Genomic DNA, 12,045 nt, shown 5'->3' on the forward strand with positions numbered 1-12,045 from the left:
TCTAAAAATTGAAGAAAGCGCTTCCACAACTTGTATACTAAATCCATCATAGTTCATTCAAGAGGAGGAATTTTAGATGAGCGCTACTCCCATCGTCATTGCTGTCATCTGTATCTTATTAATCGCGTATCGTCTCTACGGTACATTCATGGCCGCGAAAGTCTTAAAAATCAAAGATGATCGCGAAACGCCTGCTCATAAACTAGCGGACGGAAAAGATTACGTTCCAACGAACAAATGGGTCTCATTTGGACACCATTTCGCGGCAATCGCTGCTGCTGGTCCACTCGTCGGACCTGTCCTTGCTGCTCAGTTCGGCTACCTACCCGGCTTACTGTGGCTCTTGATCGGTGCCGTCATCGGGGGAGCGGTCCATGATATGGTCGTCCTGTTTGCCTCGATGCGCCAAGATGGTCAATCGTTGTCCGAAGTCGCTAAAAAAGAATTAGGTCCCGTCGCTGGTTTTTGTGCCGGTCTTGCGATGCTCTTCATCATCACGATTACGATGGCGGGACTATCGATGGTCGTCTTGCATGCGCTTGAACATAATCCATGGGGCACATTCGCTGTCTTCTCGACGATTCCGATCGCGATGCTCGTTGGGATTTACTTACGTAAAGGTGGTAACCTAGCCCTTGCTTCAACAGTCGGTTTTCTACTCATCTTAGCTGCGATTGGTTTTGGTCCTCAGTTGACGGAAACATTCATTGGCGATTGGTTCGACCTGTCCTCTCGTCAGCTCGCAATCGCTCTACCGATTTATGCATTCTTCGCTGCGGCACTGCCTGTATGGCTCTTGCTCGCACCACGCGACTATCTATCAAGTTTCATGAAGATTGGTGTTTTCCTTGCCTTGATCGTCGGTGTCTTCATCATCAACCCGGACATTCGATTCCCAGCATTCACGAAGTTCGTTGATGGCGGTGGTCCAATCATCGCTGGTCCAGTTTGGCCATTCATCTCGATCACGATTGCCTGTGGTGCAATCTCTGGTTTCCACGCTTTCGTTGGTTCTGGTACGACACCGAAGATGATCAATCGTTGGAGTGACATCAAACCGGTTGCTTTTGGTGCCATGCTTGTCGAATGTCTTGTTGCCGTCATGGCATTGATTGCTGCGACATCTCTTGAAGTCGGTGATTACTTTGCCATCAACTCAACACCAGAAGTATTCGCAACTCTAGGTATGAGCACGGTCTACTTGGATGATTTATCTCGTGAAATCGGACTCGACCTTGCAGGTCGAACAGGTGGTGCCGTTTCACTCGCCGTCGGTATGACGTTCATCTTCCGCGCCATCCCATGGTTCAAAGAAATTGCCGGTTTCTTCTTCCAATTCGTCATTCTGTTCGAAGCGGTCTTCATTTTAACTGCAATCGACGCAGGAACACGTGTCGCCCGTTACTTGATTCAAGATTTCTTCGGTGAATTCTATAAACCACTCAAACGCGTCGACTGGATTCCAGGTGCAATCTTTGCTTCAGCACTCGGGACGTTCTTCTGGGGCTATCTCCTGTTCTCAGGTGACATCGGTTCGATTTGGGCATTATTCGGGGTATCAAATCAGCTGATGGCTTCAATCGGCTTGATCATCGGAACGACGATCATCTTGAAAATCGCCGATAAAAAAGTCTATGCTCTGACGACGTTCATTCCACTCGTCTACCTCCTGATCACAGTAACGTTCGCGGATATCTGGATGGTCGCAAACGTTTATGCAAATCCAGATTCTCCAGGATTTAGCGTCTTGAATACTGTCTTATCCGTAACGATGGGACTGCTCGCGATCGTCATTACGATCTCAGCCGTCAAGAAATGGATTGAACTATTGAATTCACCACGTTGGGAAAATCAAAAACGTTCTGCGTAAGCGGATTAGTTATATGATAAAAGGCAGTGGACGCATCCACTGCCTTTTTCGTATCTCCTGCTTAGAACGGATTATAAAATCGATTGCCATCATGGAAAGTGACGACAAACGAGAAAATCGTCAATAGCACTATGCAACCGATCGCGACATAATCGATGCGTGTCATCGTCTGTTGGTTGTACCACGTCCGCTTTCGTCCCGCACCAAATCCACGGAGATCCATCGCATTGCTGACGGTTTCAATTCGTTCGAGACTCGTAAACAGCAACGGAAGTAAAATCTGGATGCTATTACGCGCCCGTTGCCAAAGCGAACCATGCGAGACGGCAATTCCCCGCGCTTCCTGAGCGTTCGCAATCATTTGAAAGTCCGCTTGTACGTCTGGAATGTAACGGAGCGCTAATGAGACAGCGAAGGCGATCTTATAGGGTACACCAATCCGGTTCAACGAGGACGCGAATTCCGTCGGATGGGTCGTGACGAGAAACAACACAGCAATCGGAACGATCACACTGTATTTTAAGATGAGATTAAACAGATAAAACAATTGTTCTGATGTTATCGTAAAGCGACCAACGCCTTCAAATAAAACGTGACGCGAACCGTAGATTTTAACGCCCTGCTCTGGTTCGAATAGATAAACGGCGAGTGCATTAATCAGGACAAATATTGCTGTAAAGATCAAAACGAATCGGACTTCCCGAAACTGAATACGTGACAATCGGAATAACACGATGCTGACTAAACCAAGAACAAGTAAGACACGTGTATCATAGGTAAACATCGTTGCTGTCGTAAATAACAAGAATCCGATCAGTTTCGTCGTTCCCGTCAATCGATGAATCGGTGACGCTTTTTCAATATAGCCAAGCATTTCTACAGCCATTGTTTCCGCTCCTTTCGCTCCGCCGTAATCACGGACTCGACGAATCGTTCCGCATCGATGTCGAGATGTTTCGCTATCGTAAAGAGCGATGTTTGCTTTAAATGGGCATGATGCAGCAACTGTTCTTGATTTAACAGTCCAAATGACGTTCCGGCGTAACGGATGCGTCCAGCTTGCACCAGGCAGACTTGATCGCTGTACTCTAAGACGAGATGCATATCATGTGTGATGATGAGTAACGTCATCCCCTCTTGTTTCAATCCTTCTAAAAAGCCCATCATATCCGAATAATGCCGGTAATCTTGACCAGCTGTCGGTTCATCGAGAATCAAGATATCCGGTCGTCGAACGAGAATCGAAGCAATCGTCACCCGTTTCTTCTGACCAAAACTCAGTGCTTGGATCGGCCAATTGCGAAACGGATATAATCCGCAGCGACGTAACGTCTGCTCGAGACGCTCGTTTTCTTCCGCTTCACTCAATCCGAGTGTCTGCATGCCGTAGCGGATCTCTTCCTGCACGAGATGTTTTGAAATCATATGATTCGGATTTTGCAGGACGAATCCAATCGTCCCCGCTCGCTCGGCGATCGATTGGGTCGTGATATCATTTCCATTCAGTAGGATTCGGCCACTCGTTGACCGTTGATAACCACTCAACACTTTCGCAAGCGTGGATTTCCCGGCACCATTCTGACCGACGATCGTCGTCAGTGTTCCTTTTTGAAAAGTCGCCGTCACATCTTCAAGCACTGGCGTTCCTTGATGATAATGAAACGCCAACTGCTCAAGTTCAAGCAATGAATCAGAGATTGCAGCCTCTTTTTGAGGAGCTTCTTCTAAACGTTCTAACACGTCCTTCTGGTTGAACTGCTCTAAAAAAGGATCGATGCGGCTCGGCTGATCCACAGACTCCACGGTCATACCAGCCCAGCGTGCGGCACTGACATAGAGGGGTTCACGCAATATTGCTTGTTGCAGTTTTCCGTTACTTAAGATGACATCCGGATGATCATCAGCGATGATTTCGCCGTCGACCATGACGATGATGCGATCAAATGGAATGACCAGTGCATCCTCGATTCGGTGTTCAACGACGATCAGTGTTCGGTTCGTATCGCGTTGCAGTCGATCCATTAACATCATCGCTTCTTGACCCGCTACCGGATCGAGATTTGCGAGTGGTTCATCAAACAATAAGATATCCGCATCTTCGACGAGAACTCCAGCCAATGCCGCCCGTTGTCGCTGACCTCCTGATAAATCATTTAATCGCGCTTGCAAAAGCGTCTCGACGTCCGTCATCCGTGCGACGCGTTCGACGATCTCGTGCATTTCCGGTCGCCCTGTCTGTTTGTTCTCGAGCGCAAAGGCAATGTCTTCGCCAACCGATAAACCAACGAACTGCGCATCTGGATCCTGTAACACCGTGCCAATATGCAGCGAACGATCAAATAACGATAACGTCCGGGCATCCTGCCCTTTGATCAGAACCTGTCCTTTCCACGTTCCCGGGTACGAGAATGGAATCAACCCATTGATGCACTGAGCAAGCGTACTTTTTCCTGAACCCGACGGTCCAACAATTAAGATGCGTTCGCCTGCTTGAATCGTTAACTGAATCTGCCGGAGTGTCGGTTCCGACTGACTCCGATATGTAAATGAAAAATCCTGAAATTCAATCACGTTTGTCATGTCTTTCTCCCCCCAAGCTAAATGAGCTATGTCCCTGCCGTTTCTTCGCACAGGATCATAGCTCATTCGGTCAAACTTCGCGTTTCAAGCTGCCTGCTTTACTTCTTGTTTTGGCATACGTGACGAGTAATAACGTTCCGATGACACCGACTGTCAAGATGTTTGATGTCGCAGCGACCGCACCTTGAACGAAGACTTTATTCGCCGGCTCCGTGTAAATTAAGATATCGAGTACAGGTGCGATGATGATCCAACCAATCGCTTGCACGATGGCTTGTGTGGCGTTGAATAAAACGATTTTACGAGTCGTCAATCCGCCTTCTTCTAAACGAATTCGGTTAGCAATCAATCCGATACCAAACCCGACGAACCCGGAGACGATGACCCAACTCCACCACGGGGAACCGTATAAAATCGCATCTTTTAAGCCATGACCGATCAGACCGATCAAGCCGGCTGTAACCGGTCCGAACAAGACCGCCATGAATGCGAGAAATGCATAGGCTGTCTCGATTGACGTGTTCGGTACGCCTGTCGGAATCGCAGCGAATCGACTTAAAATGATGAATACAGCTGCTCCGATCCCAGTTGCGACGATTTGTTTTGTCGTAAATCCTTTCATGTTCGATCTCCTCCTTTAATGTGTTGTACGCTAACACTCCAATCATTTCCGATTCCAACTTCAAATGCATGTGCAAACGAACCTTGATTCAAGGCAAGAGCAATCTGATCCAGCGAATTGATGTAGACAACTCCTGAACCGACCGGCACATCTGCGAACGAATGACCGAAGAGCAGTGTTTGTTCGTAGACGATCCGGTCTCGGTACGAAACCCTTACCTTGACGTGGCTCCCGATATCGAGACCTGTCTGACGGACGAGTGAGACGGGAATGTTCGTCCAGACGTTTCCGAAGCGGACATCGAGAATCTCGACGATACCCGTGACACCGATATCCGACGACGAGGCAGGTGTCCGGTCGAGAAAGACGAGTTCTTCAGTAGGTAAAAGCGGTCCCACCTCTTCGAACGTGATGACGTGACTCGATAATCGCGCACCCGTGAAGGCAAAGATATCTCGTCCGTGAAACGTATACGATTCACCCATCCGAGGCAGACGATGCCGTCGATCATCGAGTTGTCTCACTTCCGCAATGTATCCGGCTTGCCAAAGATGCGTCAACGTCCCATTATCCGGTGTAATGATGTATTGATTGGTCCGTGTTCGCGCGACGACACTCTTTCGCCTCGACCCGACACCCGGATCGACGACAGAAACGAACACCGTTTGCTCCGTCCAGTACGGCACCGTCTGCAGTAACCGATAGGACGCTTCCCAAATGTGGAACGGTGGAATATCATGCGTTAAATCAAAAATCCGAATCTCCGGATTGATGCTATGGGCCACCCCATACATCGCGCTCACTGCCCCATCACTCACGCCAAAATCTGATTGCAATACCAATGCTTCTGCCATCTCGTCATCCTCCTCCTGCGGGAACGTCTCCACAAAAAAAGACACCACGCCCTCATTTCTCAGGACGTGATGTCTAATCACGTGGTACCACCTTCGTTCATGACTCAACTCACGCTCAGCCACCTCTCGGAGTACGAGACTCCATGGAATGCTAACGGTATCCTTCCTACCGGTCGGTTCTACTGATGAACACGGTTCACGTTCTTCCGACTGCTCCGGGACCATCTTCAAGTATCGAAATCGTCTCATTTCCAGCAACAGAGACTCTCTATCGATTTCTGATCACTTTACTCTTCCCATCTACACATGCAAATTAAGTTGTCTGAAAATTTAAATTAATAGTACAACCGTTTTATTCCTGGCGCAAGGTTTTTTACTCAGAAATCTTTAAATTCGTCGTCCGGATCATTCCCCATGGTGACACATCCGCACGGACTTCCAGTGCTTTTGCTTTTTCGTATTGTTTTCCGCTTCCCTGTTCGACATAATACTGCGTCAACTGCGGAATCGATACATATTGATCGTAATAATCGCCGGCGACACTTCCGAAGAATCGTTCATTCGAAATCCGATCGATTTGAGCATAACCGGAAGCATCCGTTTTGAAGCTGACATAGACACGTCCATTTTGAATCCACGGACCAGGTTTTAAATCTGGGTACTGAAGCATCACGTATTCGCCGTAAACGGGATCAAACGGATCAAACGGTTCTGCCCGAAAACGGTACGATGTCCCGAACCAGGAGGTCGCAAAAAAGCTGACGATCAACAGACCGACGGCGCATGTCTGCAATATTGGTATCAGATAACGCTTCATGACGCCACACCTCCTTTACGGCGTAACCACCATAAGACACCGGACAATAGGAAGATGAGGAGCGCACCAATGAGGAAAAATAAGGACATGTTTAAACGATCCCATGCATATATGACATATATCGCAATTTGAACGAGAATAAAATAGAGAAAGGCTGGCCAGACGACTGCATGACGGCGTTCTCGATATAACAGATACAGTAGCGCGGATAATTCAAAGAGAATGGCAAGTAGAATTGCCTGTTCATCAATCCAGAGTACTCCGACGAATCCAAGCGGTACGATGAACAACAATCCACGACGTTTTTGATAGAGAAAGATTCCTAGACCGGTGGAGACGATAGCTAACAGTACCGCTTCTGTCACGGAGGGTAATACGACGTTTGATTCCGCACGAACGGATAAATAGATGATCGAACTGATAGCAGCGACGACCAGATAGACCATCTCGACGATACGGCGATTGGATTCCTCACGAACAAGCCAGAGAACTGGAACAAGCAAAAATAGCGTCCAAATCGGCCAAAGGAATCCGTCATATGATACGAGGAGAAACAAGGATAGACCGCTGAAAAAAAGAAACAGCCAGCTAAATAACAGCGACGGCAGACGTTGGCTGAAGTAAAACCAACTGAACGACAACACGACCATCAGACCGAACGATGTCCAGTCGAGATAACTCGCCTGCTCCTGACCAAAACCACCAAGGCTCGTAAAGATCGTCCATCCGGATAGGAAGGCGACGACACCATATGCTTCATGACGCCAAAGCATATAATGCACTAACGCGGCGACAAACATACACCAACTGAGCAGTGATCCTTCCATCGGCAAGTGAAAACTTTGAACAACTACGAGAATCGAGGCGCCAAACGCTAGGATTCCACCGATTCGAAAGACGACCGGATGAAGAATACGACGACGTTCCGAAAGATCCGCCATGATGTAACAAATCCACATGAGTGCTACGACGAGTCCGATTTTCCAGCCGATCGGCATCGCTTGCCAGTTGGCAGCTAAAAAGCTGAATACAGCCAAGACGACGAAGGTCCCTCCAACAATCAACAAGAGCGGAAGGCGTTGTTTCGTTGAACGTTGCTTTTCATAGTTCATGATTCGTTCAACGGTCGCTTCATCCAAAAGACCTGCATCTTGCCACTCTCTTATTTTACGAAACTGCTTCACCGTACCCACCTCCTTCGAAGTGTTAGATACTAATTAAATTCCCGATTTAACACTGTCTCAAGCCCAGATTCACAGGGATTATAAGCTATTTGTTCCGTTTGTCACCGAATGTTGACAGACAAAAAAACAAGGAAGACGGGCTTCCTTGCCTTTTTTGATTTGATCATTTAAACACGGAAACGGGCAACGAGTACCTGTAGTTCTTCCGCCATATCGGATAATACTTTGGCGGATTGCGAAATCTCTTCCATCGCACTCAACTGTTCTTCCGTCGTCGCTGCGACTTGTTTCGAAGCGGACGAATTCTCTTGCGCGATATGTGCGATTTCCGTCGCTGACGCAGATACTTCTTGGACGTTCGCTGCAATTTCTTCGACCGTCGCCGTCACGTCTTCGATCCGTGGCGTCATTTCCTGCGTTCGTTCGAGAATCTTTTGGAAACGCTCTGCTGATGCTTCTGTCGTCGACAAACCGGCTTTCGTCTGTCCTGAGACTTCCTTCATCATCGTGACCGACTGATCCGTCTCCTGTTTAATGTTTTGAATCAGCTGTGCAATCTGTTTCGTTGAATCCTGTGATTGCTCTGCTAGTTTACGCACTTCACTCGCAACGACAGCGAATCCTTTTCCATTTTCGCCTGCGCGTGCTGCTTCGATTGCTGCGTTCAGTGCTAACAAATTGGTTTGCTCAGCGATACCGTTGATGACATCGACGATTTTTCCGATTTCATTCGAACGATGGGCGAGTGAGCTGATGACACCACCGAAGTTTTGAACGGAGGCATCGATTTCTTTCATCTGCTCAACGTTCTTCAGCACAGCAACTGTTCCATTCTCGGCTTCTGTTGCCGTTGAACGTGACAATTCCGAGACATCGGTTGAGCTCTCAGCGATTCGCATGATGCCTGCTGTAATCGATTGGAGCGAAACAGCATTCGCATCGAGTTGACGTTTCGATTGATCCGCCCCTGCTGCGACCTGTTGAATCGATCCCGCGATTTGCTCAGAAGCGGAAGTCGTTTGGGCAGAGTTCGCCATCAATTCCTGAGAAGAGCCAGCTACTTGTGTAATCGACTGATCGAGATTAATGATGATCGAACGGAGTGAGTCAACCATGACGTTAAAGCTTTGGGCGACTTGACCGACCTCATCATTTGATTCAACGATGACGGGCTCCGTCAAATCACCAGATTGAATCCGTTCTGCTCCACGTGTTAAATGACCGAGTGGGCGAAGAATCGAGCGAAGAATGAAGTAGATGAAGATGGCTGCGACGAGCAACATCCCGCCGATGACAGCAAGCGTCGTCCAAAGAATACTAGATGTCGCACCCGTGATTTCATGATCGTACAGTGTTCCAGCAACCTTCCACTTCGTCAGGTCGTTCGTCATGAAGTCCATCTGTTTGCCTTTGTTTTCAAACCCATAGCCAAACTGCCCTGCTGGGTTAGCGTAAAGTGATGACACCCATTTGCCTGTCGCTTTCTCACCTGGTTTTAATGTCGGATGCGTAACGATTTTTTTCGTAGAATCAAGAATCATTACGTATCCTTCTTTTCCGATTTTGATCTTTTTCGCGATTTCCGCGATCCGGTCGACATCGACATCAATCGCCACGACACCTCTTCCGTTACCTGTCGTCTGCGAGAGCGTGACCATCATCTTGTTCGAGGCAGCATCGACGTACGGATCCGTGATGACGACCTTGCCACCTGCTGCTTCTGCCGATTGATACCACGAGCGTTCCCGTGGATCATAATCATCTGGCATGACCTGTTCCGGGAAAATATTCATATCCCCGTCCGTCGTCGCGAAATAGATGTTCGCCGCCTGCGGATGCATATCGAGATATTCAGTCATTTTTTCCTTTAACGCAGCATTTTGTTTTCCTTTTTGATAAAGCGTTCCGTCAATTCGGTCCGCAAAAAAGGCGACATCGCGCCGCATCGGATCAATGATGTTTTGGATCTCATCATTCATCCGGTCGACTCCACTATGAGCAGATTGAAGAATCTGTTCCGTCATCTTTTGTTTCGCAAGGTCATATGCGACAAAGCCGATTACTAATGCAGGAATCATCAAAAGTAGAATCGATGTCACGATTAATTTTTGTTTGATGCTCATTGTTCGTTTGATCTTTTGTTCCATGTGTCACTCCATTCTCGAGTGCAAGGACTCGCTATTCTACCTTCTCTATCGGAAGAATAACGAAAAATGTTCATAGAAAAATTGGTAAACGTGTACTAGTTCACATGAAAAAAGACGACTCAGTTCGAGTCGTCTTCCTTAGTAACGCTTCCCCTTATGCTTCTTGATCGCCCTTCCAGTTCATCATACCGCCTTCGACGTTGACGATGTCGTATCCATATTGCTCGAGGAAACGACCGACGTTTTCGCTCCGCGCACCCGCTTTACAGATCAAGTAGTAGGTTTCGCCTTCTTGCAATTCCGTATAGCGTTCGCCGATCTCAGACATCGGAAGGAGGCGGACGTTCGGAATATGTCCTGCATCGTATTCATCCTGCTCACGGACGTCGACGACATGCAACGCCTCACCTGCCTCTAATCGCTCTTGTAATTCATCTACATGAATCGTTTTCATTTCGTATGACCTCCTGTATGGTTCTGTCGTAAGTGTAGCAAATCTATCATTAAAACAAAACGAAACGGTTTGATACGAAGCGTCAAAAAAGCGGATCCGTTTCCGAATCCGCTCGTTTCCTTATTCTCCTGATGCCTGACGCGTCGACTGACGTGTCTCCTTATGCATTCCCCGTGCATAATAGACAGCAATCAGAATCGCATACCACAGTGGTCCAACGACCAGCGCGATCCGTGTACTTGCGTCAAATGCCATCAAGACGATGACACCGGCAAGCGCCGCGAGGGCGATATAGTTCGCAATCGGGAAGAACGGAACACCAAATTCTGCTGAACCGTGTACTTTCCGTGCTCGCATCTGAGCGATCAAAATCATTGCCCACGTCCAGACGGCGCCAAACGTCGCAATACTCGTCACAATCGCAAAGACGTCTTCCGGTAAGAAATAGTTCAAAGCGACACCGACGAGCAATGCGACACCTGAAAGAATCGTAGCCAGTGCCGGAACACCGTTTTTCGAGATTTTCGAGAAACGACGTGGTGCTTCACTGTTCTCGGATAAGTTCATCATCATCCGGGCTGTCGAGAAGATACCGGAATTACATGATGATAGTGCCGCCGTTAAGACAACGAAGTTGATGATGCCGGCTGCTGCCGGAATACCAAGTGAATCAAATAATAATACGAACGGACTGCTGTTGTTCGCACCGACTTGATCCCATGGATAAATCGATAAAATGACGAAGAGCGCCCCGATGTAGAATACTAAGATTCGAAGGAAGACGTTGTTAACAGCTTTTCGAATCGTTTTCTTCGGGTTCTTCGCTTCCCCTGCTGTGACCCCAATCACTTCAATTCCTAAGAAGGCAAACATGACCATCTGCATGGCAAGAAGTACACCAGTGAAACCGTTTGGCAAGAATCCTCCATGTGACCACAGGTTCGAAATCCCAACCGGTGTGCCGCCGTTTCCAAGACCAATGACGATCGTCAAGGTCCCTAAGATGATCATGGCGACGATCGCGACGATTTTAATCAACGCAAACCAAAATTCGAATTCACCATAAAATTTAACAGCAATGAAGTTGATGCTCGTCATCAAAACAAGTGCTGCTAGTGCCCATACCCACCCCTGAGAATCCGGGAACCATACTTTCATGTAAATACCGACTGCTGTGATTTCCGCCATACACGTAAAAATCCAGAGTAACCAATAATTCCAACCCGTTAAAAAACCAGCTAATGGACTGACATACTTTCGGGCATATTCCGCAAAACTACCAGCGATCGGCTCCCGCACTGCAAGCTCCCCAAGTGCTCGCATGATGATGAAGATAATGATTCCACCAATGAGATAGCCTAGTAAAATTGCTGGACCTGCCAATTGGATCGCTTTCGCTGATCCGAGGAAGAGTCCAACACCGATTGCCGCCCCCAGCGACATGAGTGTAATGTGACGCTCTTCCAGTCCCCGATTCAACTCTGTCTGTTGTTTCATTTTTACGACGTCCTTCCAGT

At 47.9% G+C, this 12,045-nt stretch carries 10 protein-coding genes; 1 reads left to right on the forward strand and 9 read right to left on the reverse strand.

Annotation, left to right across the window (positions count from 1 at the left end):
- Positions 1-76 precede the first annotated feature (76 nt).
- Complete coding sequence (locus tag Q9R23_RS12050) at positions 77-1,870, forward strand: carbon starvation CstA family protein (protein ID WP_035411402.1); 1,794 nt, start codon at positions 77-79, stop codon at positions 1,868-1,870.
- Positions 1,871-1,931: 61 nt separating this feature from the next.
- Here Q9R23_RS12050 and Q9R23_RS12055 read toward each other — a convergent pair whose 3' ends face one another.
- The 9 genes from Q9R23_RS12055 to Q9R23_RS12095 form a co-directional block, all read right to left on the reverse strand.
- Positions 1,932-2,756 carry an energy-coupling factor transporter transmembrane component T family protein gene (locus tag Q9R23_RS12055; protein ID WP_290756153.1) on the reverse strand — a complete coding sequence of 275 codons (825 nt, stop codon included), beginning with the start codon at positions 2,754-2,756 and terminating at the stop codon, positions 1,932-1,934.
- Positions 2,747-4,450, reverse strand: a complete 1,704-nt coding sequence (locus tag Q9R23_RS12060) for an energy-coupling factor transporter ATPase (protein ID WP_311247127.1) — start codon at positions 4,448-4,450, stop codon at positions 2,747-2,749. Before Q9R23_RS12060 ends, Q9R23_RS12055 begins: the two co-directional genes overlap by 10 nt.
- Before the next feature lie 70 nt (positions 4,451-4,520).
- Positions 4,521-5,072, reverse strand: a complete 552-nt coding sequence (locus Q9R23_RS12065) for an ECF-type riboflavin transporter substrate-binding protein (RefSeq protein ID WP_056064409.1) — start codon at positions 5,070-5,072, stop codon at positions 4,521-4,523.
- Positions 5,069-5,926, reverse strand: coding sequence for an SAM hydrolase/SAM-dependent halogenase family protein (locus Q9R23_RS12070; RefSeq protein WP_290756157.1), 858 nt, complete (start codon positions 5,924-5,926; stop codon positions 5,069-5,071). Before Q9R23_RS12070 ends, Q9R23_RS12065 begins: the two co-directional genes overlap by 4 nt.
- A 373-nt stretch (positions 5,927-6,299) precedes the next feature.
- Positions 6,300-6,743 carry a GDYXXLXY domain-containing protein gene (locus tag Q9R23_RS12075; RefSeq protein ID WP_214856243.1) on the reverse strand — a complete coding sequence of 148 codons (444 nt, stop codon included), beginning with the start codon at positions 6,741-6,743 and terminating at the stop codon, positions 6,300-6,302.
- Entirely contained in the window at positions 6,740-7,927 is a 1,188-nt protein-coding gene (locus tag Q9R23_RS12080; protein WP_214856245.1) for a DUF2157 domain-containing protein, read from the reverse strand. Before Q9R23_RS12080 ends, Q9R23_RS12075 begins: the two co-directional genes overlap by 4 nt.
- Positions 7,928-8,094: 167 nt before the next feature.
- Complete coding sequence (locus Q9R23_RS12085) at positions 8,095-10,074, reverse strand: methyl-accepting chemotaxis protein (RefSeq protein WP_311247128.1); 1,980 nt, start codon at positions 10,072-10,074, stop codon at positions 8,095-8,097.
- A 154-nt stretch (positions 10,075-10,228) separates the two neighbouring features.
- Positions 10,229-10,528, reverse strand: coding sequence for a rhodanese-like domain-containing protein (locus Q9R23_RS12090; RefSeq protein WP_035411426.1), 300 nt, complete (start codon positions 10,526-10,528; stop codon positions 10,229-10,231).
- 120 nt (positions 10,529-10,648) lie between these two features.
- Positions 10,649-12,025 (reverse strand): amino acid permease, encoded by a 1,377-nt coding sequence (locus Q9R23_RS12095; RefSeq protein ID WP_311247129.1) that lies wholly within the window; start codon positions 12,023-12,025, stop codon positions 10,649-10,651.
- Between the last annotated feature and the right edge of the window lie 20 nt (positions 12,026-12,045).

Origin of the sequence: Exiguobacterium sp. BRG2, from assembly GCF_031844245.1 — a bacterium.
Taxonomy (GTDB): domain Bacteria; phylum Bacillota; class Bacilli; order Exiguobacteriales; family Exiguobacteriaceae; genus Exiguobacterium_A.